The following is a 24,508-nucleotide window of genomic DNA, read 5'->3' on the forward strand; positions in this document are numbered from 1 at the left end:
AGCGGGTTGGTCAGTATGGCCGGAGGGGATAAGACTGTGGGTATGGCACGGGGAACGCTTCGGATCTTCCTGGGTGCGGCCGCGGGGGCCGGCACCACGTACTCCATGCTGCGTGAGGCGCACCAGATCCTGGCCGGCGGCAGGGACGTCGTGGTCGGCATCGCCGCCGCGCACGGGAGGCCTGACACCGGGCAGCTCCTTGACGGGCTCGACGTCGTGGCGCCGCGCCTTCTGCCCGACGGCAGCGGGGCGGAGGTACCCGAGCTTGACCTGGACGCTGTGCTGGCAAGGAAACCGGAGGTGGCCATCGTCGACGAGTATGCGCACGTCAATGCTCCGGGCAGCAGGAATACCCGCCGCTGGCAGGACATCGAGGAGCTTCTGGCGGCGGGGACGGACGTGCTGACCACGCTTGCCGTCCAGCATGTGGCATCGCTGAAAGACGTCGTCGCCGCAATCACCGACGAACCAGACGGGGAACCGGTCCCGGACGCCGTGGTGCGGCGGGCAGACCACATCGAGCTGGTGGACATATCGCCCGAACTCCTGCGCCAGAGGGTTGCTGACGGGAACGTTGTGCCCAGGGACAGGATCGACGCTGCCCTGGCCAACGAATTCCGGCTGGGCAATCTCATTGCCCTGCGTGAAATCGCCTTGATCTGGCTGGCGGACCGGGTGGACGAAGGGCTGGCGGGCTACCGGAAAAGCCAGGGGATCACCGCCACCTGGCCGGCCCGCGAGCGGGTTGTCGTCGGACTCAGTGGAGGCCCCGAAGGGGAGCTGCTCGTCAGGAGGGCGGCCCGGATCTTGTCCCGGGTCAACGGCGGGGACCTGCTGGCGGTTCACGTCCGGCGCGCCGAAAGCACGGCCGCGACGCGGGGGCAGCTGCTGGACGCGCAGCGGCGCCTCGTCGCCGACCTCGGCGGCACCTGCCATACGGTGTCCGGTGAGGACGCAGCGGGGTCCCTCCTCGAATTTGCCCGCAGCGTCAACGCCACCCAGATCGTCATCGGCGCCTCACCGGGGACGCTCCGGAGCAGGATCCTCGGTATCGGTGCAGGCGCCAAAGTGGTCCGGGGCTCGGGCGATATCGACGTGCACATCGTCTCCCTTCCCCAGGGCGGCCCTGGATTGCCGGGGCCATCTCCCGCGGCGCTCAGCGGCAGGCGCACGCTGATCGGCTTCGTCCTGGCTGTGGTCCTCCCGGTCCTGGTAACGGCGGCGCTGTCCCGCAATCCGGAGCTCAACCTCGCCACCCACGCACTGGTCCATCTGACCGGGGTGATGGCCGTGGCGTTCATCGGCGGCCTGTGGCCTGCGGTGCTCGCCGCCGTCCTGGACTCGCTGCTGCTGAACTACTTCCAGACGGACCCGGTGGGAACGCTCAATATCAGCGACCCGCAAAACGTCTTCGCGCTGCTGGTCTTCCTCAGTGCCGCGGTGGCCGTGTCACTGGTGGTGGGACTGTCCGCAAGGCGCGCCCGGGAAGCAGCACGGGCCCGCGCGGAAGCCGCCACCCTCGCGGACCTCGCCCACGATGCCCTCCTGGCCGATGACACCGTTGCAGCGTTCATGGGCAAGGTCCGGGAAACCTTCCAGGTCCGTTCGGCCGGGCTCTTCACCACATCCGGGGACAATGACGCAGCATGGGAGCTCCAGGCGTTCTCCGGGGAGGCGCCTCCTCCCTCCCCGGACACGGCAGGGTTGACGGACAGCGTGGAACTCGCCGACGAGCGGACCGCCCTGGTCCTCTCCGGACGCACCCTCACCGCCGGGGACCGGCTCCTCCTTTCCGCCCACGGCGCCCACCTCCTGTTGCTGCGCCAGCGCCACGCCCTTCAGCGGACACTGCAAAGCACCGCCAAAATGGCCGAGGGCAACAACGTCCGAACGGCCATCCTGCGGGCGGTCAGCCATGACCTGCGCACGCCGCTGGCGGGGATAAAACTGGCCGTAACGGCCCTGCGGCGCCAGAGCCGCAGGCTTCCCGATGAGGTGCAGGCCGAGATGCTCGAGACCGTCGAGTCCTACACCGAGCGCCTGGACGCCCTGATCGCCAACCTCCTGGACATGTCCCGGATCTCCAGCGGTTCGGCTGCGCCACTGACAGCGCCCGTCACGTGGCGTGATGCAATCGAGGACGCGCTGCGCGGCCTCCCGGCGGACCGGATCCGGGTGGAGCTTCCCCCGGACATGCCTGCGATCTATGCCGACCTGGGGATGTTGGAGCGGGTCATCGCCAACATCGTGGAAAACGCGCTTAAATACGCGCCGGCGTCCGACGTGGCCATCGTCGGCGTTTCGACGCGAACCAGGGGAGTGGGCGACGCCGGAACCCCCTTTGGCGAGTTGCACATCGTCGATCACGGGCAGGGCGTGCCCGCTGCCGCCGTCGAGGGGATCTTCCAGCCCTTCCAGCGCCTCGACGACGCCCCCGCGGGACTCGGGATGGGGCTTGGCCTCGCCGTCGCGAAAGGCTTCACCGAGGCCATGGGCGGTCACCTGCTGGCCGAGCCGACCCAGGGCGGGGGACTGACCATAGTCATCCGCCTGCCCCAGGTTGCCGCACCGGACGTTTCCACCCCTCGCCGGAAAGCAGGCACCAGCACCTCATGAGGACAGTATTGATCGTTGACGACGAGCCGCAGTTCCTGCGTGCCCTCCAGGTCAACCTGGAGGCTGAGGGCTACCGGGTGCTGACCGCCCTGGACGGGATGGCCGCCCTGAAGCACGCGGAAGGCGGCCATCCGGATGCCATGGTGCTGGACCTCGGACTGCCGGACATCAACGGCGTGGACGTGATCACCAGGATCCGCCGCACCAGCAGCATGCCCATCATCGTGCTTTCCGCCCGGCACGGGTCCGTGGACAAGGTCCGGGCCCTGGACGCCGGGGCGGACGACTACGTCACCAAGCCGTTTGGCCTGGACGAACTCCTGGCCCGGCTGCGCGTTGCCGGCCGCCGGAGCGGCACGCTGGACGTGGCGGACGGCGGGGCCGCCATCGATGTGGGTGACTTCCAGGTGGACCTGGCCAACCGGAAGGTGACCCGGGCGGGGGACCCGGTCCGGCTCACCCCCCGCGAGTGGGCCATCCTGGAAATGCTGGTGCGGAATCCCGGCCGGCTGATAACGCAACAGCAGATGCTCGCCAGGGTCTGGGGTCCCGGCTATGACAACGAGACCCACTACCTGCGCGTCTACATGGGCCAACTGCGGCGCAAACTGGAGGCGGATCCCGCCCGCCCCCGCCACCTGCTGACCGAGGCCGGCATGGGCTACCGCTTCGAGCCGTGACCTGCCGCCGGACCGCTCCGGCCGCCGTCGAACATCACGCGTAAAGGAAACATCAAGAATTCCCTTTCTGGCGCTTCCGCCAATTTCGCCGGTGCTAGCTTCGCAATGATCGCGGTGCAACGGGCAGCGCGGAAAGGCAGACATGACCACGTTGAGCAGGCCCCCGGCGGATCCTTCCGCCACCCACCCGCACGGAAGGGAGGCGCTGAAGGACTGGCTGCTGTTCGGGCTGCAGGACAGCAAGGGCACCCACCAGGGCCCCGGCGGTGTTCCCACCCAGCACGAAAAAAAGCACTCGTGGTGGCAGGTCATGTGCCTTACCGGCGTGGACTACTTCTCCACCCTGGGCTACCAGCCGGCCATCGCCGCGCTGGCAGCCGGTGTCATCTCCCCGCTGGCCACCCTGGTCCTTGTGGCCGTGACACTGTTGGGTGCCCTGCCGGTCTACCGCCGGGTTGCCGGTGAAAGCCCCCGCGGTGAGGGCTCCATTGCCATGCTGGAGCGGCTGCTGCCCCGCTGGGGAGGAAAGCTCCTGGTGCTGGTCCTGCTCGGGTTCGCCGCCACCGACTTCATGATCACCATGACGCTCTCGGCCGCCGATGCCACCGCACACCTGATCGGCAATCCTGTTGCCCCCGGTTGGCTCCAAAACCAGAACGTCCCCGTAACGCTTTTCCTGCTGGCCCTGCTGGCTGCCGTGTTCCTGCGCGGGTTCAAGGAAGCGATCGGCGTCGCCGTCTTCCTGGTTGTCCTGTACCTGGGCCTGAATGCGGTGGTGGTGGTTGCCACCCTGATGCAGGTGGTCTCCCACCCGGTGGCGATGGGCGACTGGTGGACGAATCTGTGGGTGTCCCACGGCAACCCCCTGATGACGGTGGCCATCGCACTGCTGGTGTTCCCCAAACTGGCGCTGGGCCTGTCCGGCTTCGAAACCGGCGTTGCCGTGATGCCGCAGGTCCGCGGAGCGGCGGATGACACGGAGGAGAACCCGGCGGGCCGAATCCGCGGAGCCCGGCGCATGCTCACCACCGCTGCGGCGATCATGAGCGTGTTCCTGCTGACCACCAGCTTCATTACCGTTGTCCTGATTCCGGAACAGGAATTCCAGCCCGGCGGCCAGGCGAACGGGCGCGCCCTGGCCTACCTGGCGCACGAATACCTGGGCGTGGGCTTCGGCAGCGTCTACGACATCAGCACCATCGGCATCCTCTGGTTTGCCGGTGCCTCGGCCATGGCCGGCCTGCTGAACCTGGTTCCCCGGTACCTGCCCCGCTACGGCATGGCCCCGGAGTGGGCCAAGGCTGTCAGGCCCCTGGTGCTTGTGTTCACCCTGGTCGGGTTCCTCATCACCTTCATCTTCAACGCCGACGTCGACGCCCAGGGCGGTGCCTACGCCACCGGCGTCCTGGTGCTGATGACCTCCGCAGCGGTGGCCGTCACGTTGTCGGCGCGCCGGCGCGGGCAACGGAACCTCACCTTCGGCTTCGGTGCCATCTCCGTGGTGTTCGCGTACACCACGGTGGCCAACATCTTCGAGCGGCCCGAAGGCATCCGGATCGCGGCGATCTTCATCCTGGGCATCATCGTCATCTCCCTGCTGTCCAGGGTCCGCCGGTCCTTTGAGCTGCATGCAACCCGGGTGCACCTGGACCAGCAGGCCCTGGAGTTCATGTCCAGCACCCTGGACGGCCCCATCGCGATCATCGCGCACGAGCCGCTGCGGATGTCTGCGGAGGCATACCGGGACAAGCTTGAGTCGGCCATCGAGGTCAGCCACCTCCCGCTGGCAGGCGATGCCCTGTTCCTGGAAGTGATCGTGGATGACTCCTCCGACTTTGAAACGGAACTGTATGTCCGTGGCGTGAACCGCCACGGTTACCACATCCTGGAAGTCCACGGGCCGGTTGTTCCCAATACCATCGCCTCGGTACTGCTGCATATCAGGGACGTCACGGGGCTCATGCCGCACATCTACTTCCGCTGGACTGAGGGGAATCCGATCACCAACCTGGTGCGGTTCCTGTTCCTGGGCGAGGGCGAAATCGCGCCGGTGACCAGGGAGGTGCTGCGCGAGGCCGTCCCGGACGTCACCCAGCGCCCGTGGGTCCACGTCGGCTGACCGGGGGATACGTCGTCGTCCCGTCCCTGTGCGCAGGGGCAGCCACGTGCGGCACTGTTGCCGCCACCCGCGCGGCGTCCGCCAGGCTGACCGGGACGTCCGCGCGGAAGGCCGCCTCGGCGTCGTCCTCCCGAACGCCCGCCGCCAGCACCATCACATGCACCATGTCGCCGTAGGAATCGTTGCAGGCCAGGATGTCGCCGGGCACTCTGTGCCCCTGCCCGCCCGTCGAGGGCCACGGCTGGAAAATGACCCACCACCCCTCGCCGTCCTGGTCGGGGAAAAGGTAGCCGCCGGCCGGGTGGAGGGCGCGGCCGTTCAGTGCGCGCCCGCCGTAGCCCTCCACGGCCTCGGCTGCCGCGGCAAACCTGACCCTGCCACGGTCATCGGGCGCCTCATCCCACCGCATCTCCGCTCCTTGCCGTCACGTGCATGTGCTGACCTGCCTCCATCAAAGGACGGTGCACGCGCGGCCGGGGCGGCAGGGCCGTTTTATTGACGGAATATTTACAGCCTGTCCCGCCGGGGAGATGCCTGGGCCACCAGCGCCGTGGTCGGCCACCATAATGGAACCCATGCACAGCCCCGTCACCATCCGCCCCATGTGCCCCGAGGACTGGGACGCCGTCCACGCGATTTACGCCGCCGGCATTGCCACGGGGGAGGCGACGTTCGAGAGCGAGCCGCCCACCTGGGAGGCGTTCGACGGCGGCCGGTTGCCCGGGCACCGGCTGATCGCCGAGGACGCGGGCCGGGTTCTGGGCTGGGCCGCCGTGACGTCCGTTTCGTCCCGGGAGGTCTACCGGGGCGTCGTGGAGCACTCCATCTACGTGGCGCCGGAAACGCACGGCCGGGGCGTGGGCAGGCTGCTCCTCGGTGCACTGATCGATTCCACGGAGGTGGCAGGAATCTGGACCATCCAGTCCAGCATCTTCCCGGAGAACACGGCCAGCCTGGCGCTGCACCGGAAACTCGGCTTCCGGGTGGTGGGAACCAGGGAACGGATCGCGCGGATCAGCCACGGCCCCAAGGCCGGGCACTGGCAGGACACCCTGCTCCTGGAACGCCGCAGCGCGGTGGCCGGGACGGAGTAAGGCCTACCTCGAAGGCAGCGTCAGGATCTCGGCGCCGTCCTCCGTGATGGCGATGGTGTGCTCGGTGTGGGCCGTCCTGCAGCCGGTGGCGCTCCTTAGCGTCCACCCGTCGTCGTCCGTCACCAGCTGGTCCGTGTCCGCCATGATCCAGGGCTCCAGCGCGAGCAGAAGCCCGGGCCGCAGCTTGAAGCCGCGGCCGGGCCGCCCGGTGTTGGGCACGTGCGGGTCCTGGTGCATGGTGGAACCGATGCCATGGCCGCCGAACTGCGTGTTGACCGGATACCCCGCATCAATGAGGACGCGGCCGATGGCGTACGAGATGTCCCCGATCTTGGCTGCCGGCCCTGCGGCGGCGATCCCGGCTGCCAGGGCGCGTTCCGTCGCCTCGATCATGGCCACGCTCTCCGCCGGCCGTGATTCGCCCACGATGAAGCTGATGGCGGCGTCCGCGGCCATTCCGTTCTTGACGACGGCGAGGTCCAGGGTCAGCAGGTCGCCGTCGGCCAGTGCGTAGTTGTGGGGCAGCCCGTGCAGCACGGCATCGTTGACGCCCGTGCAGATGTAGTGGCCGAAGGGACCCCGGCCGAAGGACGGCGCGTAGTCCACGTAGCAGGATTCCGCCCCCGCGTCGGTGATCATCTCCTTGGTCCACTGGTCGATGTCCAGGAGGTTGGTGCCGACGGTTGCGCGGCTTTTCATCGCCTGCAGGATGTCAGCCACCAGGGCGCCGGTCTCCCGGGCGCGGGCCACCTCAGCCGGGGTGAGGATCTCGATCATGGTGCGCCCTTCGTGTGCGGCGGTTAGCTCCAGGTGCCATCCTATTTGCCCGTGCGCAGAAGGGTGCAAGGGGCTCTTTCGTACAGCGGAATGTTGGGGTTGCCAAAGACATAGATGAGTGTAAATATTTACGTGTGTCTATGTCTTTGGAGTTGACCCCGGTCCAGGCGGTGGCGTGCTGCGCGCCGCTGGCCCGGGAGCCTTTGTCCCTGCCGGAAGCTGAAGGGATCGCCCCCTTGCTGAAGGCCCTGGCGGATCCGGTCCGGCTGCGGCTGATGTCCATGGTCGCCTCGCATGAGGGCGGCGAAGCCTGCGTCTGCGACCTCAACGATGCCTTCGAGCTGTCCCAGCCCACCATCAGCCACCACCTGAAGATCCTGCATGAGGTGGGTCTGCTGGAGCGGGAAAAGCGCGGCGTGTGGGTTTACTACCGGGCCCGCACCGAGGCCCTGCAGAACCTGGCCGCCCTGATCGGCGGGCAGGCCGCATGACCGGTCTGGCCCGGCGTGCCACGGCAGAGTTCATCGGCACCGCGTTCCTGGTCATGGCCGTGGTCGGCTCGGGCGTGATGGCATCCAGGCTGTCACCGGACGAAGTCGGCCTGCAGCTTTTGCAGAACAGCCTCGCCACGGGTGCCGCGCTGGTGGCGCTGATCATGGCACTGCAGCCGGTGTCGGCGTCGTTCAATCCGGTGGTGACCCTGGTGGAGCGGGCGCTGGGGATGATCGACACCACCACGGCGGCCGGCCTGGTTGCGGGGCAGATCCTGGGCGGCCTGGCCGGCACGGTGGCCGCCAACCTGATGTTCGGGCTGGACGCCGTCAGCTGGTCCACGCACCAGCGCACCGGCGTCCCGCTCTGGCTTGGGGAAGTCATTGCCACGGTGGGCCTGCTGCTGGTCATCTTCGGCACCGTCCGGTCGGGCCGTGCTGACCGCGTGGCGTTCGCCGTCGGCGGCTACATCACGGCCGCCTATTGGTTCACCAGCTCCACCAGCTTCGCCAACCCTGCGGTGACCATGGCGCGCACCGTCACGGACACCTTTGCCGGCATCGCGCCGCCGTCGGCCCCTGCCTTCATCCTGGCGCAGCTGCTGGGCGGCGCCGCCGGATTCCTCCTGGTCCGCTTCCTCTACCCCTCCTTTGCTGCTGTTTCCGCCGCCCCGGCGGCCGACCGAAAGGTGCTCTCATGAGCCACAAGGCAAGCTCACCATCCCTCCCCCTGGCCGTCATCGGCGCCGGGCCCGTCGGCCTGGCCGCGGCCGCGCACCTGCTGGAACGCGGACTGGAACCCGTCGTGCTCGAGGCCGGGCCCACGGTGGGTGCCGCCATCCGTGAGTGGGGCCATGTGCGCGTCTTCTCCACGTGGAAGTACAACCTGGATGCCGCCGCCGTGCGCCTGCTGGAACGGGCCGGCTGGGCAGCGCCCCGCCCCACCGCGCTGCCGTACGGCTCCCAGATCGTCTCCGACTACCTGGAACCGCTGGCCGCCACACCGGAACTCAAGGACCGGATCCGGACCGGGGCGAAGGTAGTTGCTGTCAGCCGGCAGGGCATGGACAAGGGCCGCAGCCAGGGCCGCGACGCCGCCCCGTTCCTCCTGCGCATCCAGGACGGCAGCGGGGAAACGTCGGAGCTCCTGGCCCGCGCCGTGATTGACACCTCCGGAACCTGGACCACGCCGGCGCCCCTGGGAGCTTCCGGCCTGGCCGCCCCGGGTGAGGCGGAAGCCCGGGCCGCCGGGCTGGTCACCGGGCCCCTGCCGGACGTGGCCGGCGGCGGATTCGCCGGCCGCCGCACCCTTGTCATCGGCTCCGGCCACTCCGCCGCCAACATGGTCCTGGACCTGGCCCGCGTGGCCCGCGCCAACCCGGGAACGGAAGTCCTCTGGGCCATCCGGGCCGCCACGCCTGCCCGTGCCTACGGCGGCGGGGACGCCGACCAGCTGCCCGCCCGCGGCCAGCTGGGCGCCCGGCTGCACACCGCCGTCGACACCGGTGCCGTCCAGCTCCTCACAAACTTCCACACCGGCCGCCTCGAAACCCGTGACGGCAAGGTCACCGTGCACGCAACGGATGGCCGCAGCCTCACCGTGGACAGGGTCATCCCGGCCACAGGGTTCCGGCCGGACCTGTCCATCCTGTCCGAGCTGCGGCTGGACCTGGATCCGGCCGTCGATGCCCCCAAGGCCCTGGGCCCGCTGATCGATCCTGACTTCCACAGCTGCGGCACGGTTCCGGCCCATGGCGCCAGGATCCTGGAACAGCCGGAAAAGGACTTCTACCTGGCCGGCATGAAGTCCTACGGCCGGGCGCCCACCTTCCTCATGGCCACGGGCTACGAACAGGTCCGCTCCATCGCCGCAGCCCTGGCAGGTGATACCGAAGCCGCGGACACCGTGGAACTCGAACTGCCGGAGACCGGGGTGTGCTCCACCAGCCTCCCTACCGAGGCCGGTGACGCCGCCGACACCGCCGGGGACTCCTGCTGCGGAACGTCCGCGGCGGTGCCCGTGACCATCGGCTTCGCCACGGGCCTGCAGCACGGACGCACCGCCGAACCTGCCAGCCTATGATGTGACCACCGGCTGATGTCCAAGGACGGGAGGCCCCGATGACGGAACCGGACAGTGACCCCGTGAAGGCGGACCTGCTGTGGATCGCGGCCGACTTCCGGAACATCGTCCTGGGCTCCAGCGATGACGAGCTGGACCTCCCGTCCATCGGAACGCGGTGGACCAACCGGCAACTGCTCTTCCACATGGTCCTCGGCCAGAACATCACGCTGGCGGGCATACCGCTCTTGGGGCTGTTCTCGCACCTGCCGCCCCTGGCCTCCCGGACCTGGAGCCGCCTCCTGGATTCGTGCGCCCGCCCGTACAACTGGGTGAACTGGGCCGGGAGCGCCGCCGGGGGCCGGGTCCTGAAGCCAGCCGGCATGCTCCGGATGATGGACCGGACTACGGCGGTGATCGTGAACTGGTACGGCCACGCCAACCAGGATGCGCTGGGCCGCGGCATGACGATGCCCACCGCGTGGGACCCCTATTTCATGCCGTGGATGAGCCGCCGGGACGTCCTGGAGTGGGCGCCCAAGCACTACCGTCACCACCGCGCGCAGCTCAGCCTGACCACGCTGCCGTCGCTGCCCCCAGGCAGGTAGCGCGAACTAACCCTCGCACCGGGCCTGCGCCGTTTTGCTGCGACGCGCCTCTTCATTTCCGACGCGCACATTCCCCTTCGCGGCCCTGATTTGGGCTGCGTGGGGGAATATGAGCCGCGAAGATGAAGTTGCGCGTCGCTGAAGCCAGCCCGGCCGGTGGCTGACCGGCTCAGTCCGTGATGTCGGTGCTCGTGCTCAGCTCCTGCCACTGCTCCAGCTCGGCGCGCTGGGCTTCGGCCACCTTACCGAACGCGCCGAAGGCGTCGGTGCCCAGGACCAGGAGGCCCGGCGGGTTGGCGGATTCGACGACGGCGATGATGGCCCGGGCGGCCTTGTCCGGGTCGCCGGGCTGGTTGCCGTGGGCGGTGTCGTGTTCCTTGCGGCGCTTGCCGGCCGTGTCCGCGTAGTCGTCGATCGCCGTCGAGGACTGGGTCAGCGAGCGGCCCGCAAAGTCCGTCCGGAAGCCGCCGGGTTCGATGGCGGTGACGTTGATGCCCAGCGGTTTCAGCTCGTTGCGCAGAGACCCTGACATGCCCTCCAGCGCCGCCTTGGTGGCCGCGTAGTAGCCGGAGCCGGCGGGGGTGATGCGGGCGCCGATGGATGAGATGTTCAGGATGGACCCGGCCTTGTTGGCACGCATGCCCGGGAGGACTGCCTTGATCATGTCCACGGCCCCGAAGAAGTTGGTGTCGAACAGGCGGCGGATGTCGCCGTCGTCCGCTTCCTCCACGGCGGCCCGGTAGCCGTAGCCGGCGTTGTTGACCAGCACGTCGATGCTGCCGAACTTTTCCTCCGCCGCCTTGACCGCCGCGCTGATCTGCGTCTTGTCCGTGACGTCCAGCGGGAGTGCCAGCGCGGTGTCCGGGAAGCCGGCGGTGACCTCCTGCAGCGTTTCCACCTTGCGGGCGGTGACGACGGCGTTGTGCCCGGACGCGAGCACGGCTTCCGCCAGTGCCCGGCCAAGTCCGGTGGAGCAGCCTGTGATGAGCCACGTTGCCATGGTTTTTCCTTTCATAGGGGGTTGGAGAGTGAGGCGGGCGCCGGCATTTAAGCCCGGTGCCGCCGTCGTGCCTGTGCCGTCAGTTCATGGGCGCCGTAGCTGTTGTCGTCCGGGTTGACGGTGACGCCGGGCGCCACCAGCTGGTCGATGCGGTCCAGCACCTCGGGCGCCAGCTTGGTGTCCGCCGCGGGGAGGTAGGACTCCAGCTGCTCCATGGTGCGCGGACCCACGATGGCGGAGGTAACGCCGGGGTGGTTGATCACGAACGCGATGGCCAGCTCGATCATGGTGACGCCGGCCCATTCGGCCACCTGGGCGAGCTCCTCCACGATGTCCAGCTTGCGCTGGTTGGCGGGCTGGGTCATGTCGAACCGGGCGCTGGGGCGGGCACTGGAAGTGGGCCTGGATGCCGAGTCCTTCCGCCACCGGCCGGAAAGCCAGCCGCCGGCCAGCGGGCTGTAGGTGAGGGTGCCCATCCCGTGCCGCTGCACGGTGGGCAGCACATCCTCCTCGATGCCGCGGGTCAGGATGGAGTACGGCGGCTGCTCGGTGACGAACCGCTCCAGGTTCCGTTCGCGGGACGCCCACTGCGCCTCCACGATCTGGGACCCGGAGTAGGACGAGGAGCCGATGTAGCGCACCTTGCCCTGGCGGACCAGGTCGGTGAGGGCGCCCAAGGTTTCCTCCACATCGGTGTCCGGGCTGGGCCGGTGCACCTGGTACAGGTCGATGTAGTCGGTGTTCAGCCGGCGCAGCGAGTCCTCTACCGCGCGCATGATCCAGCGGCGGGAGCCGCCCCGGCGGTTGGGGCGGTCCTCATCCATGGGCATAAAGAACTTGGTGGCCAGGAAGACGTCATCGCGCTTTCCCGCGAGCGCCTCCCCGACAATCTCCTCGGAGGCCCCCGCGGAATAGACGTCCGCGGTGTCGACGAAGTTGATGCCGGCATCCAGCGCGTGGTGGATGATGCGGGTGGCGTCGGCGCGGTCGTTGTTGCCCCACGGGCCGAACATCATGGCACCGAGGCAGAGGGGGCTGACCTGCACACCGGTGCGGCCAAGCGGGCGGTATTCCATGCTGGTTCCTTCTCTGTGGTTCTTTGGCTTCTAGGCTTCGGGGATGACCATGGCGAACCGCTCGGGGCGGGCCACGTCCGGGTCGGGGCCGCTGCGGACGCCGGTGTCCAGGGCGTCGATGGCGGCGAGCTCGGCCGCGGAAAGCTCGAAGCCGAACACGTCGAAGTTCTCCGCGATGCGGGCCGGGTTGGTGGACTTGGGGATGGCGGAGCGGCCCTGCTGCAGGTGCCAGCGGAGCATCACCTGGGCGGGGGTCTTGCCGTGGGCCTGCGCGACGGCGGCGATCGCCGGGTCCCGCATGACGTTCTTCCGGTTCTCGCCCCAGCCCGGGTAGAACGTGATGCCGCCGATCGGCGACCACGCCTGGGTGAGGATGCCGTGCTCGGCGTCCGCGGCCTGGACGTTCCGCTGGGCGAAGTAGGGGTGCAGTTCGATCTGGTTGACGGCAGGGACCACGTCGGTTTCCTCGAGCAGCTGCGCCAGGTGGTGAGGCATGAAGTTGCTGACGCCGATGGCCCGCACCCGCCCGTCCTTGAGCAGGGTCTCCAGCGCCTTGTACGCGGCGATGGTCTTCTCGAACCGGTCCGGGGCGGGCTGGTGCAGGATGAACAGGTCCAGCTGCTCCACGCCCAGCTTGCCGGCGGCCTTGTCCCAGGCGTGCAGGGCCCGGTCGTAGCCGTAGTCGCTCACCCAGATCTTGGTCTCGATGAACACGTCGGCCCGGTCCAGGCCGGAGCGGCGGATGCCCTCGCCAACCTCCCGCTCGTTGCCGTAGGCGGCGGCGGTGTCGATGTGCCGGTAGCCCACCTCGAGCGCTGTCTGGACCGCCGCCGTGGTCTCTTCCGGGGGACTCTGGAAGACGCCCAGGCCGAGCGCCGGCATTGTGATTTTGTTGTTGAGCGTGAGTTCCATAACCATGCCTTTCACGGTATTGGGGTGGACGGGTTTGTGGGAGGGGCTGGCAGTCCCTCCCTTGGGATATTTGCCCGGCGTAGCGTGGGAGCCATGACGAACAGCGATGACGTGCGGAAGTTCCTGACCTCCCGCCGCGCCAGGATCACACCGGACGACGCCGGGCTGCCCGCGTACGGCGGCAACCGGCGGGTTAAGGGCCTGCGCCGGGAGGAGGTGGCCATGCTCGCCGGAATGAGCATCGATTACTACATCCGGCTGGAGCGGGGAAATCTGTCCGGAGCGTCGGACAGTGTCCTGGAGTCCCTGGCCCGCGCCCTGCAGTTGGACGACGCCGAGACAGCCCACCTTTTCGACCTGGCCCGCGCGTCCACGGCTGCTCCGCGGGCACGGCGCAAGCGGAGCCCGCAGACGGTGCGGCCCAGCGTGCAGCGGGTGATCGATGCAATTACGGCGGCGCCGGCCTGGGTCCGCAACGACCGCGGCGATGTGCTGGCGTCCAATGAGCTGGGCCGGGCCCTGTACCTGGAGATGATGACCGACGGCGGCACCCCACCCAACAGCGCACGGTTCACCTTCCTGAGCCCGAAAGCGCGGGAGTTCTTCGCCGACTGGGAGCGCGCCGCTGACGACATCGTGGCCGTGCTGCGGTCCACGGCCGGGAAGAACCCGTACGACAAGGACCTGTCCGACCTGATCGGGGAGCTCTCAACGCGCAGCGAGGAATTCCGCGTCCGCTGGGCCCGGCACGACGTGAAGTACCACCGCACCGGCCGCAAACGACTCCACCACTCGATCGTGGGGGACCTGGACCTGGCCTACGAGGCGATGGAGCTCCCCGCGGATCCCGGGCTGCGGATCAACATCTACACCGCCGAGCCAGGCAGCCCGTCCGAGGACGCGCTGAAGGTCCTCGCCAGCTGGGCGGCTACGCAGGCGGCGGCCGGGGTTCCGGCCCAGGAGAAGGCCACCTGAGCCAGCCTGCGCTGCGCAAACCCGTTCTCGACGCGCATATTCGGTTGTGAACCCCATATCCGTCCTCGACGCGCATATTCGTAAGCGCACCCCATATTTGGGCCGCGCCAGGGAATGTGCGCGTCGTCAGCGGCTTTGCGCGTCAGGACTGCGCGTTGATGAACCCAATGATGATCGCCGTCCACCAGCAGAGCTGCGAGACCACCAGGCATGACATCAGGTGGACGCGCTGGCCAGTGGATAGATCCTTGAACGCAGTCCTGGCAGGGAGCCGCGCGAGCCGCCGCATCAGGGGGATCAGCATGATTCCGTTCAGGCTGAGCACCAGGACCGCCGCGAGCTTGACCTCTGTAATCGGGCTGTCCAGGTGCGGACTCAGGAACACCCCGGTGGCAAGCATGCCGGCCAGGCCACCCCAGATTAACGGTGTTGCTGCCCCATCGAGTCGAATGATTTCACCGAGTGTCCGCCGGCCGATCAGCCACAGGAATCCATGCCAGTCGACCAGGATGATGGCGCCGAATGCCACAACGAGGAAAAGGTCATGCACCACCAGATCGACGTCGTGGACGAAGCCGTCAACGCTGACCGCGGCTGACAGCAACACGGACAATAGCCACGCCGCGATGGCAACACCGGACAGGGCAGCAACAAGGCGCCGCGTGGACCGCTCGGATTCACGGTGCAGCCTGATGGTGCGTCTGCTGACGGGGACATAACTCATGACATACCTCTGCGAGACCTGTCAGCGATGGCCGTCCCAGCCGGGCCCGGGCGTAGCTCCAACATAGCCCCGTCGCGTGGCCGTCAACAAGGAAAAATCACCCGCTGATGCACCGCCCGCTCCTGGCCCCGCTTCGGTGCACGGCCGCCGTTTTCGACGCGCATATTTGTCGCCGCCACGCATACTCCCTTGCGACGCTCGTATACGGGGCGCGGGAAGGGATATGCGCGTCAGAGGCGGTTTTGCGTGTCGATAACGGCAGAGCGCGTACGACGGCGGCCCACACCTGCCGCCGCCAGCTTCCGTTCCAGCGTCCCGGGCACCTTGAGGTCGGCCCAGTCCCAGCGCACCACGTTGCAGCCCAGGGCGCGGATCCGGTTTTCGCGCTGCTTTTCAGCTACAACAGCCTGGGATGCGGTCAGGCCCTTGAGGAACTCGGACTTGAGGTACTTTTCCTCGCCGTCGAATTCGCCAACAACCCTGGACTCCTTCCAGTAGAAATCCGAATAACCAACCAGCCCGTCCGCGTCGGAAAACCGCTGTTGGAGGACCGGGGGTTCGAAGCGGGCCGCATGGATCAGCGCCCGGCTCCAGGACTCCCCGGCCGAGCCTGAAGCGGGATCGGCAAACTCGATGGCCGCCCGGATTCTCCGCGTGGCAGCGGCGGAGTAAATCGATCCCATCCCGCTCTCCAGCTCAGCCTTGGTGATGGCAGGCAGCTGCCGGCGCGGATCCGGCCGGAGCACATGGTCCAGCGGCGCAACGGCCTCGGCGAAGGGGCTGAAGGCCGCCAGGTCCAGGACAGTCCGGATGCGGTCGGTGACCAGGAGGCCCTCCAACCGGACCACCTTCAAATCCGCCCGCGCCGCAAAGTGCCGGCTGACCCCGGCACGTGACCGGCCGCCGTCGTTTTTCAATGTGAGTGCCTTGACCGGGTGATGAAAGCCGATGGTGGGGATTTCCCACACGCTTGCCGCGGAATGGCGGGCGAAAACTGTGGGCTTCTCGAATGCTTCCGCGGCCGCCTGGATGCGGACCCGGTACTGTTCCCACGGTTTCATGGCCCGCCACGCTGGGCCGTCGATGTAGATGCCGTGCCGCACCCGGACCAAAGCGCCGGACCGCACGCGTTTGGCGAGATCGTTGGCACTCAACCCGAGCAGGTTGCGGTCGCGCGACAACAGCAACGGTGGAAGATCGGTCATGCAACCACATTGCCCGGCACACCTTCGCTGCAGTAGTGGAGAGTGCCGCTATGTGGAAAAGCCCCGGCGACGCGGTCGCCCATTTTCGACTCGCATGCTCCCCGGCGCACGCAACATACGGTCTGCGCAGGGGAATCTGCGCGTCGAAAACCGGTCTGCGCCCAACCCGCTACACAGCGGCCGGCTCAACCGAGGCGCGGGAGAGGGACCGCCGCCGCTTGATCCACCGTTCCGCCGCACCCATGGCCCGGGCGGCCCCTGCCCAGTAGAGGACGCCGCAGGCCAGGGACGCCAGCACGGCCAAACCTTTGTCCGCCCGCTCGAAGAGGTCAACGGAATCAAACAGGGGATACACCAGCCAGTGGGTGACGTAGATGTAGAGCGAAGCGCTCGCCAGCAGCGCCATGATCCGGTGGAGTCCCCGGGGCACCCGCAGCGTGGGCAGCCAGAGCAGGATGAGGCATCCTGCCAGGATGGTGGCGCTGCGGTACGGGTTGTCGAAGGAGGCCGGAGCCGCCAGGACGGCGAGAACCGTAACGGCTGAACGTTGCCACAGGGTGCGGGACGCGGCGGCCGCCCAACCCAGCCCGAACAGCCACAGGACCGGCCCCTGCCCCGGATAGCGGCTCTCCACCAGGCCAAAAAGCAGGGGCAGATCCACCAGGACCAGGGCCACCCCAAACGCCCACGGCCAGCGCCGCACCGCCCGGTCAACGGCCGGTACCGCCAGCAACAGGGCCAGGCCCAGCAGGATGTGGACCAGGACCTCCACGAACCAGAACCGCGAGTAGTCGCTCCACCCCGCCGGCCCCACCAGTGAGTTCAACAGGAAAACGTTGTGCAGGGCGTACTTGTCCGTCACGGCGAAGGCCAGCGCGATCACGGCAACGCTCGGCACCACGATCCGCGCGACGCTGCGCAGGTGCCGCCGGAACCGTTCCGTACGCTCCCCCGACAGCTGGAAGCGGGCGAAGTTGTAGCCGGCCACCGCCATGAGCACGTGGGCCGTGCCTTGCCAGTGGAAGAACCCAATATGCGTGGAGACGATCGCGATGATGGCGACGGCGCGCAGCACTATCCCAGTCTCCATCGGCGCGAGCAGCCTCCGCCGGGCCCTGCGCACCCAATTGCCGGAAGCAGTGCCGGAAGGCCCAGCAGTGCCGGAAGGCCCAGCAGTGCCGGAAGGCCCGGCACTGCCGGGAGGCGCGACGGCGGCGGGCACCACGTGCGGCGATGGCGACAGTTCGCAGACCGGCATCAGGTGCCAGCCCCCGGGAAGGTAGCCCAGGGCCCGCTCCAGCCGGACGGACGCCGCCACATAGGACAGTGAATCGCCGCCCAGGGACACGAACGAATCGGTCCCGGCAACCTCGTCCACCTCCAGCACCTCGGCGAAGATGCGCCCCACGTCATCCGAGCCCGCGTCCACAACCCCGGCCGGGCCGCCGTCGTCCGCTTCTCCTCCACAGGCCAGGGCGGCGACGGCGGGATAGTCCGGCTTTCCGTTGCCCAGGCGCGGAATGGCTTCCACCGGGCAAAGGTCGACGGCGGCGCGCGGCAGGCCCAGGCCCTGCGCAAGGGTTTTGGCGAGCAGCGCTACGTCGTGGTCGCCTTCGACGGCGGCCACCACCGCGTCGTCGGAGCCTGCGGCCGCAGCCGTCACCCCGAGGTCGGCCAGCATCCGCTCCACCTGGCCCAGATCCACGCGGAGCCCAACGATCTTCACGAACCTGCTGCGCCGGCCCACAATCTCGTAGAGCCCGTCCGGGCCGCGGCGCGCCAGGTCGCCGGTGCGGAGGTCGGTGACCACCCGGCCCAGGCCGAGGTCCGCCGGCTGTTCGGCGTACCCCAGCATCACGTTGGGGCCGGAGTACACCAGCTCGGACGCGCCCAGGCCGGGCACCGGCTCAAGCCGGAAGGACCCGCCCGGGATGGGCACGCCGATGGCCTCCGGGCGCTCCAGGGCCTGGTCCGGCGGCAGGTAGGCCATGCGGGCGGTGGCCTCGGTCTGCCCGTACATCACGAACAGGTCCCACCCCTGCCGCCGGCCCAGCTCAGCGTAGGCGCGCACGCGGTCGGGGGCCAGCCGTCCGCCGGCCTGGGTGATGTAGCGCAGGCTTGGCACCTCCATGTCCTTGAAGCCCACGCGGTCCAGCAGGTCGAAGGTGTACGGCACTGCCGCGAAGGATGTCACGTGTTCCCTGCGGACCAGGTCCCAGAAGCAGGGGTCCACCACCGAGAGGTCGGTCAGCGCCAGGGATGCGCCCGCCAGGAGGTGGCTGTTCACCACGCTCATGCCGTAGCAGTAGGAGAGGGGCAGGGTGGTGGCCGCGGTATCGCTGGGGCGCAGCTGCAGGTACTCCGCGATCGCGGCGGCGTTGGCCTGGATGCCGTCGGCGGAAAGCCGGACGAGTTTGGGGGAGCCGGTGGACCCGGACGTGCTCAGCAGCAGCGCGAGTTCCGGGTGCAGGTCGTGCCGGGTCTGCTGCCGCCGGACATCCAGGACCGCTTCGCCGTTCGACGCGCTGACAACAACGTCGGGGTCGTAGGCCGCCACCAGTGCGGCCGCGGCAGAGTCCCCCGCGGGCAGGATCAGCAGGGGAGTGCCGGAGGACAGGGCCGCCAGGTAGGACACCAGGGCCGGCAGGGTGTTCCCGGCTTCCAGCGCAATGAGGCGCCGGGCCGGCCCGAACGCGCGGACCATGTCCTCCACCTGCCGGGCCAGTTCCCGGTAGCTCAGCGACCGGCCGTGGGCGCTGACGGCAGGGCGGTCGCCGAAGCGGGCCAGGTCCGCGGCGAACGGAACCCCGGCGAGCTTTGTCTCTGTAGTCACCGGAGAACCATAGAAGGGTAACCTAACCTAACTCAAATGGATTAGGAAAGATTTTTGTGCCGTAAAGCCGTCGGTTAGTGGTGTTCCACCCAGCAGGCCAGGATCGTCGTCGAAAGCTGGTAGGCCAGGGCGTTGCGGGTGATGCTGTCCGGCCCCAAGGCGGGGGGAAGACCTGACGCGTCTACGTGCAGCACGAAGCTGTCCTTCTGGAAGACGGCGGATCCGTCGGCCGTTTCGTATGCCGGAAAACCAAGATTTGCCAGGCCGTCGATTGGTGTTGCGCCTTTTGCGAGGGCCTGCATTGCGGTGAAGTACTTGAGTGCCGCCGCCTTGTCCGCCGTTTCCTGGACAGAAATGACCAGCGATCCCTCGGCCAGATGGTAGGTGCAGGTGAAGGTGCTGTCCGCCCAGATGTCCACGGTGTGCGGGTTCGAAGCCAGGTCCAGGATGGACCGCAGCCTCTCCTTCGGCTGGTCGCCGCAAACCATCAGGGCAGCAGCGCTCGGCCCGCCCGCCGGCGGACCAGGGGATGCCGATTCCTGGGCGTGGTGGCCGCCGCCGTCGTGGCCCACCGCCGGTGACGTTGCCGGCGGGGCCGCCGTCGAACTGTCTGGAGCTGCGGTGACGGATCCCGCCGCTGTTGCACAGCCGGAAAGCAGCAGGGTGCATAGGGCCACGGAGGCCAGCAGGGACTTGTGCTGTTTCATGGCGCATCCAATTCTGCCGGCCCCTGGGAGTGGGGTGCGCGGCTGTTGTCAGGCTTTGAGCTTGGCGTAGATCACGTAGTTGTCATCGAAGAGCCCCGTTGCGGGGTCGTAGCCGTCGCAGGTGATGAGCCGAAGCTCTGCACCGGCAGTGTTGCCGTAAACCTCGAGGGTGGGGAATTCGTTTTTGGAGTAAAGGGCCCCGTGGTCGACGGTGAAGACGGCAGTGCTGCCATCGGCCCGTGAAACGTTGACCTCGGCACCGGGCCCGAGCTTCCGGAGGTCAGCAAACACACCCTTGTGCCCTCCGAGGGCGTTGACGTGGCCCAGGATCACCGAGGGGCCCCGTTCGCCGGGCGTGGGGGAACCGTTGTACCAGCTGGCCGGTGCGCCGTTGCCCACATCCTCCGGCACTTTCAGCGAACCGTTCTCCTCCAGTCCCAGGTGGAGAAGGTCCGTCCGCACCCCGATGGAAGGAATGCTCAGGACAGCAGGAGGCGAGGCATCCAGCACGGCCGGCGGCTGCGGCGCAGCCGGGGCCTCTGGTGGAGAAGGGGCTGCTGGTGGAACAGGGGGCGCCGGTGCTGTTGATGTAACCGCGGGGGAAGCCACTTGTGGTGCGGAGGCGGAAGGGGAAGGCTTGGGGTCTGAAGTAGTGGCGCTCCCGGCGGCACAGCCCGCCAGGGAAAGCGCGAGCAGAACCCCGGCCACCGCAGAGGCCCCGGGACCTCCACGGCGGCCGAAATTCCTTGATGTCACAGAATTGATCCGTTCAGCCTTGGCTATGCTGCCGCGTTCCGGCGGCGGACGGCGTAAGCTCCGCCTGCGAGGGCAACCAGGGCCAGGCCGCCGCCGATGGCGAGGGCGCCTGTGTCGGTGCCAGAGCCGGGTTCAGAGGGGATGCCGGTGTTGGCGCCGCCTGCAGGCATCTTCATTTGGCCGGCCGTCAGCGTTCCGCACAGGGCGGGGGACGTAGCCGCCAGCGGCAGTGATGGAACCAGATCACTCTTGGCGGCCTGGCCTGCGGCGCTGAGGGTGGCGGGGTCAAGGCCGTGGACCACAACCACTGCCGTTCCGGATTCCAGGGCCGCCTTGGTTTCGGCGTTCAGTTCGAACGTGCGGTCCACCGTATAGGAAGCGCCCTGTCCGGCGACCTTCAGGTCAAGGCCTGCTGCCTTACTGGTATCGCCGCTGGTGGAAAGGGTGGTGACGATGCCACCGTATGAGGGTGCGCCCTCGGTGGTGGAGATGACTTTGTCGCCGTCCTTGTCCGCAGAAGGGTCGGGGCAGACGCCCTTGGCCCCGCCGTGGATGTGCTGGACGTGGGGGTACGGCGCATCCATGAAGGTGGCGGGCAGGCCCGACACCTTGAGGACGACGTGGGCCTGGTTGCCCATGACATCAACTGTGACGGTGCCCGATCCGGCGCTGCCGTTGATCTGCTTCAGCGTTGACTGGTATGAGCCGTCGGCGGCCATTGCAGGGGAACCGGACAGGGCGAGTGCGGCGAGGGCAAGGGTGGGGACTGCCATAAAGCGAAGTGACTTATTCATTCGGAAAATCTCCTCATTCACGTCCGTGTGATGTTGGCGTCCCCAGAGAGGAGACACCGGTACTTCGCGGCGGCACCATCAGCGGATGGGTGTGGACGTGGCCTGATTCACTTTTTCCGTGTGGTCATTGCTCTTTTGATGGAGGCTGTGGCGGTCACTTCACCATCAGCGTTCCCGTCATTCGGGAATGGAAGCTGCAAACGAACCCGTACTCCCCGGGTGAGTCGGGCGCTTTGAAAATTGCGGTTTCACCGGGATCGACCGCAACGTCGAACCCGCCATGGTCCTTTGCCGTCACCGTGTGCGGGGCGCTGTCGGCGTTCGTCACCGTCACCATCGATCCCGGTCTGACCGTGGTGGGGACCTCGAACTTGAAATTCCGTATCGTGATCACCGAAGTGGCGGCTTGCGCCGATCCCTCCGCCGACGATCTGGGGGAACCAGCTGAAGGCGTGGCAGGAGTATTCCCACTCCCGGCAGCGCACCCGGTGATCCCGCCCAAGGCGATGGCCACGGTGACGGCCCGGATCCAAGAAGAAGCTTTCATGGCAATCCCTTTCAGGAGGGATGCGTCCGTTGCCCGCCGGATGGCGGGCCTTCAGGAAACTACCCTGTGCGCCCTATTCGTTGCCCCCGGCCTCCAGGATGGGGGGTCAGTTCGCCACCGTAAAGGGCACAACCATCACCCCGGAGTTGGTGGAGCCCAGCTTGTCGTCCCGGCAGGACGTCCGCAGGTGCAGCTTGTGCACGCCGTTGGCCAGGCCACGGGTGTCGATCGCGAGGGGAGCGGCCCCGAAGGGCTCGGGTCCGAAGGCGCCCGCCGAGTCCCAGAGGACCAGCCCCGGGTTGGCCGGAACCGCGTGGAAGTCCGGGTCTACCGAGATGAAGGAGTGGGTAGCCGGCCGCGAGCCGTCCGTGTGGCTGGTCAGGCCCACGAGGGGAGCCCAGATTCCCGACACCGGCCCGTCGGGAAGGGGCAGGCTGCGGACCGAGGACTCGCAGTATCCGGCGTGGGTGTACCAGCCCTTGCCCCGCAGGAAGGGGTCCCTGGTCACATCGGAGGCGGACTTGCCGTTCTGGATGTTGACCTGCCAATTGAAGTTGGCCCTCATCTCGTTGCCGTCCGGCTCGGAAACGAACCCGCGGAAGCGGACCTCCTGCGTGCCTGAGTGGTTGAAGCCGGAGATGGGTGCGGAGAAGGTGAGCCAGCGCTCGCAGGTGCCGGTGCACGTGAAGTCGCCCCCGCCGGCGCCGGCCGGGGCCGGGCAGCTGAAGTCCGGTGCCGTGGCCCGCAGGTAGCACTTCTGGACGGTGGTTTCCCGGTCCGAGGTTTTGAACACCATGGCCACGTAGTCGGCGGTGCCCGGGTTGTCGTGAAGGATCACCCGGACGTTCACGGTGAGGTTGCCCGAGCTGATGGTTTCCCGTTCCGGGATGCAGGCCCCCAGGTGGAGGTGTCCGGTGTTCGTGACGGCGTTGTTGGCCTGGCCAACGTCAGGCATCCACCACGACTGCGTATCCACGAACTGCCGGGTCTCCGCGTACACGGTGCCGTCGGCAGGCGGCGCACCCATGCACAGCCCGGCCGCAGCCCTGGCGGTACCGGGACTCAACCCGGTCATGGCAATGAAGGCCAGCGCAACAGCAGATACCAGGGCAAGGAACCGTCTCAAGAGCATCCATCCTTCACGGAGAAACTGCGCGCATTGCTGTCGCCGGCATCGGAACGCCGAACCATGGGATGTTTCGTTATTTGGGCCCGGTAGGGCGTGGAAAGTATAAGACCGGACTCAACGCCAAAACCAGAGTTGACAGGCCATTAAGACGGCGGCATGGACCTTTTGCGGGACCTGATGGGGCGTCTGGGGAAAGGGTGCAGGAAGTGATGGGGGATCGCGGGAAAGGGGGCAGGAAGTGATGGGGCGTCGCGAGGGGGAGGGGGACGCTTGACGAGGTCCGGCGCTCCCGCATATCCTGAACGAACGGTCGGTAAATAATTCGGCACGTCCCAGACGGTCTTTGCATAGGAGCAACCATGGCAGCGCAGAACCTGCAGTCAGTGCCCGCTGAGCTAACCCCGGAAGAAGAAGCCGCAGGCCAGGCCCACTTCGACCGGATCATCGCCGAGGACTCGCGCATCGAGCCCCGCGACTGGATGCCCGCGGCCTACCGCAAGACCCTGCTGCGCCAGGTGTCCCAGCACGCGCACTCCGAGATCATCGGCATGCAGCCGGAAGCCAACTGGATCTCCCGCGCCCCCAGCCTGAAGCGCAAGGCCATCCTCATGGCCAAGGTCCAGGACGAGGCCGGCCACGGGCTCTACCTCTACTCCGCCGCCGAAACCCTGGGCCAGTCCCGGGACAAGATGATGGACGACCTCATCGCCGGCAAGGCCCGCTACTCCAGCATCTTCAACTACCCGGCCCTGACCTGGGCGGACATGGGCGCCATCGGCTGGCTGGTGGACGGCGCAGCCATCTGCAACCAGGTCCCGCTGTGCCGCGCCTCCTACGGACCCTACGGCCGCGCCATGGTGCGCATCTGCAAGGAGGAGTCCTTCCACCAGCGTCAGGGCTTCGAGATCCTCCTCGAACTCTCCAACGGCACCCCCGAGCAGAAGCAGATGGCCCAGGACGCCGTGAACCGCTGGTACGCCCCGGCCCTGATGATGTTCGGCCCGCCGGACGACGATTCCCCCAACTCCAAGCAGTCCATGGCCTGGAACATCAAGCGGTTCAGCAATGACGAGCTCCGCAGCCGCTTCGTGGGCATGATGGTGGAGCAGGTCAGGGTCCTGGGCCTCACCCTCCCCGATGACCAGGTCCGCTTCAACGAGGACACCAAAAAGTGGGAGCACGGCCCGCTGGACTGGCACGAGTTCCAGGAAGTCCTGGCCGGCCGCGGTCCCTGCAACGCCCAGCGCCTTGAGCGGCGGAGGGCAGCGCACGACGACGGCGCCTGGGTCCGTGAGGCAGCGGCGGCTTACGCAGCAAAACAGTCAGCAAAGCAGCAGAAGGAATACGCAGCATGATCCCCACCGACGCCCCAACCTCGCAAGCTCGGCCGGGGACCCCGGTCG

Annotated in this window: 23 protein-coding genes; 10 read left to right on the forward strand and 13 right to left on the reverse strand. The window is 67.8% G+C overall.

Going from position 1 to position 24,508, the window contains the following annotated elements; all coding sequences use genetic code 11:
* The first annotated feature begins 42 nt into the window (after positions 1–42).
* The 3 genes from AC3ANU_RS06670 (at position 43) to AC3ANU_RS06680 (ending at position 5,415) form a co-directional block, all read left to right on the forward strand.
* Positions 43–2,616, forward strand: a complete 2,574-nt coding sequence (locus AC3ANU_RS06670; protein ID WP_488315691.1) for a DUF4118 domain-containing protein — start codon at positions 43–45, stop codon at positions 2,614–2,616.
* Positions 2,613–3,296 carry a response regulator gene (locus AC3ANU_RS06675; protein WP_488315692.1) on the forward strand — a complete coding sequence of 228 codons (684 nt, stop codon included), beginning with the start codon at positions 2,613–2,615 and terminating at the stop codon, positions 3,294–3,296. The genes AC3ANU_RS06670 and AC3ANU_RS06675 overlap by 4 nt, the downstream gene beginning before the upstream one ends.
* A 142-nt stretch (positions 3,297–3,438) precedes the next feature.
* Positions 3,439–5,415 (forward strand): APC family permease, encoded by a 1,977-nt coding sequence (locus AC3ANU_RS06680; RefSeq protein ID WP_018768784.1) that lies wholly within the window; start codon positions 3,439–3,441, stop codon positions 5,413–5,415.
* Here AC3ANU_RS06680 and AC3ANU_RS06685 read toward each other — a convergent pair.
* Positions 5,384–5,824 carry a hypothetical protein gene (locus AC3ANU_RS06685; protein ID WP_056392795.1) on the reverse strand — a complete coding sequence of 147 codons (441 nt, stop codon included), beginning with the start codon at positions 5,822–5,824 and terminating at the stop codon, positions 5,384–5,386. The two genes, AC3ANU_RS06680 and AC3ANU_RS06685, sit on opposite strands and share 32 nt — an antisense overlap.
* Before the next feature lie 166 nt (positions 5,825–5,990).
* Between AC3ANU_RS06685 and AC3ANU_RS06690 the strand changes: the two genes are divergently transcribed.
* Entirely contained in the window at positions 5,991–6,509 is a 519-nt protein-coding gene (locus AC3ANU_RS06690; protein WP_488315693.1) for a GNAT family N-acetyltransferase, read from the forward strand.
* Positions 6,510–6,512: 3 nt separating this feature from the next.
* On the opposite strand, the gene map is transcribed toward AC3ANU_RS06690, so the two are convergent.
* Positions 6,513–7,286 (reverse strand): type I methionyl aminopeptidase, encoded by a 774-nt coding sequence (map, locus tag AC3ANU_RS06695; RefSeq protein WP_018768780.1) that lies wholly within the window; start codon positions 7,284–7,286, stop codon positions 6,513–6,515.
* Positions 7,287–7,426: 140 nt separating this feature from the next.
* Here map and AC3ANU_RS06700 point away from each other — a divergent pair, with 140 nt between their 5' ends.
* From AC3ANU_RS06700 to AC3ANU_RS06715, 4 genes are read left to right on the forward strand one after another with little or no spacing between them, the layout of a single operon-like run.
* Positions 7,427–7,777: an ArsR/SmtB family transcription factor gene (locus AC3ANU_RS06700; RefSeq protein ID WP_018768779.1), complete on the forward strand. Its 351-nt coding sequence runs from the start codon at positions 7,427–7,429 to the stop codon at positions 7,775–7,777.
* Positions 7,774–8,478: an aquaporin gene (locus AC3ANU_RS06705; protein ID WP_488315694.1), complete on the forward strand. Its 705-nt coding sequence runs from the start codon at positions 7,774–7,776 to the stop codon at positions 8,476–8,478. The genes AC3ANU_RS06700 and AC3ANU_RS06705 overlap by 4 nt, the downstream gene beginning before the upstream one ends.
* Positions 8,475–9,860 carry an FAD-dependent oxidoreductase gene (locus tag AC3ANU_RS06710; RefSeq protein WP_488315695.1) on the forward strand — a complete coding sequence of 462 codons (1,386 nt, stop codon included), beginning with the start codon at positions 8,475–8,477 and terminating at the stop codon, positions 9,858–9,860. Before AC3ANU_RS06705 ends, AC3ANU_RS06710 begins: the two co-directional genes overlap by 4 nt.
* Before the next feature lie 38 nt (positions 9,861–9,898).
* Positions 9,899–10,447 (forward strand): DinB family protein, encoded by a 549-nt coding sequence (locus tag AC3ANU_RS06715; RefSeq protein ID WP_488315696.1) that lies wholly within the window; start codon positions 9,899–9,901, stop codon positions 10,445–10,447.
* 169 nt (positions 10,448–10,616) lie between these two features.
* On the opposite strand, the gene AC3ANU_RS06720 is transcribed toward AC3ANU_RS06715, so the two are convergent.
* The 3 genes from AC3ANU_RS06720 to AC3ANU_RS06730 are packed head-to-tail and all read right to left on the reverse strand — an operon-like array spanning position 10,617 to position 13,435.
* Positions 10,617–11,447 carry an oxidoreductase gene (locus AC3ANU_RS06720; RefSeq protein WP_268001877.1) on the reverse strand — a complete coding sequence of 277 codons (831 nt, stop codon included), beginning with the start codon at positions 11,445–11,447 and terminating at the stop codon, positions 10,617–10,619.
* 47 nt (positions 11,448–11,494) lie between these two features.
* Complete coding sequence (locus AC3ANU_RS06725) at positions 11,495–12,523, reverse strand: aldo/keto reductase (RefSeq protein WP_223992529.1); 1,029 nt, start codon at positions 12,521–12,523, stop codon at positions 11,495–11,497.
* Positions 12,524–12,553: 30 nt separating this feature from the next.
* Entirely contained in the window at positions 12,554–13,435 is an 882-nt protein-coding gene (locus tag AC3ANU_RS06730; RefSeq protein ID WP_268001876.1) for an aldo/keto reductase, read from the reverse strand.
* Positions 13,436–13,528: 93 nt separating this feature from the next.
* On the opposite strand from AC3ANU_RS06730, the gene AC3ANU_RS06735 reads away from it, so the two are divergent.
* On the forward strand, positions 13,529–14,410 hold the full coding sequence (locus AC3ANU_RS06735) for a helix-turn-helix transcriptional regulator (protein ID WP_056393152.1): 882 nt from the start codon (positions 13,529–13,531) through the stop codon (positions 14,408–14,410).
* A 142-nt stretch (positions 14,411–14,552) separates the two neighbouring features.
* Here the strand turns inward: AC3ANU_RS06735 and AC3ANU_RS06740 are convergent, their stop codons facing one another.
* From AC3ANU_RS06740 to AC3ANU_RS06775, 8 genes are all read right to left on the reverse strand, one after another.
* Entirely contained in the window at positions 14,553–15,134 is a 582-nt protein-coding gene (locus tag AC3ANU_RS06740; RefSeq protein WP_488315697.1) for a hypothetical protein, read from the reverse strand.
* A gap of 230 nt (positions 15,135–15,364) precedes the next feature.
* On the reverse strand, positions 15,365–16,339 hold the full coding sequence (locus AC3ANU_RS06745; protein ID WP_488315698.1) for a hypothetical protein: 975 nt from the start codon (positions 16,337–16,339) through the stop codon (positions 15,365–15,367).
* A 169-nt stretch (positions 16,340–16,508) separates the two neighbouring features.
* Positions 16,509–19,172, reverse strand: a complete 2,664-nt coding sequence (locus AC3ANU_RS06750) for an AMP-binding protein (protein WP_488315699.1) — start codon at positions 19,170–19,172, stop codon at positions 16,509–16,511.
* A 74-nt stretch (positions 19,173–19,246) separates the two neighbouring features.
* Positions 19,247–19,879, reverse strand: a complete 633-nt coding sequence (locus tag AC3ANU_RS06755; protein WP_488315700.1) for a hypothetical protein — start codon at positions 19,877–19,879, stop codon at positions 19,247–19,249.
* Between the two features lie 48 nt (positions 19,880–19,927).
* Positions 19,928–20,389 (reverse strand): sortase domain-containing protein, encoded by a 462-nt coding sequence (locus tag AC3ANU_RS06760; protein ID WP_223992519.1) that lies wholly within the window; start codon positions 20,387–20,389, stop codon positions 19,928–19,930.
* A gap of 269 nt (positions 20,390–20,658) precedes the next feature.
* Positions 20,659–21,429 carry a CHRD domain-containing protein gene (locus tag AC3ANU_RS06765; protein WP_026265692.1) on the reverse strand — a complete coding sequence of 257 codons (771 nt, stop codon included), beginning with the start codon at positions 21,427–21,429 and terminating at the stop codon, positions 20,659–20,661.
* 154 nt (positions 21,430–21,583) lie between these two features.
* Complete coding sequence (locus tag AC3ANU_RS06770) at positions 21,584–21,976, reverse strand: cupredoxin domain-containing protein (RefSeq protein ID WP_018768765.1); 393 nt, start codon at positions 21,974–21,976, stop codon at positions 21,584–21,586.
* Between the two features lie 106 nt (positions 21,977–22,082).
* Positions 22,083–23,108 (reverse strand): hypothetical protein, encoded by a 1,026-nt coding sequence (locus AC3ANU_RS06775; protein WP_488315701.1) that lies wholly within the window; start codon positions 23,106–23,108, stop codon positions 22,083–22,085.
* A 356-nt stretch (positions 23,109–23,464) separates the two neighbouring features.
* Between AC3ANU_RS06775 and paaA the strand changes: the two genes are divergently transcribed.
* The gene (gene paaA / locus AC3ANU_RS06780) at positions 23,465–24,460 is read left to right on the forward strand and encodes a 1,2-phenylacetyl-CoA epoxidase subunit PaaA (protein WP_134164041.1); all 996 of its coding nucleotides are present in this window, start codon (positions 23,465–23,467) and stop codon (positions 24,458–24,460) included.
* The last annotated feature ends 48 nt before the right edge of the window (positions 24,461–24,508 follow it).

It is taken from the genome of Arthrobacter sp. SDR-2R (assembly GCF_057747955.1).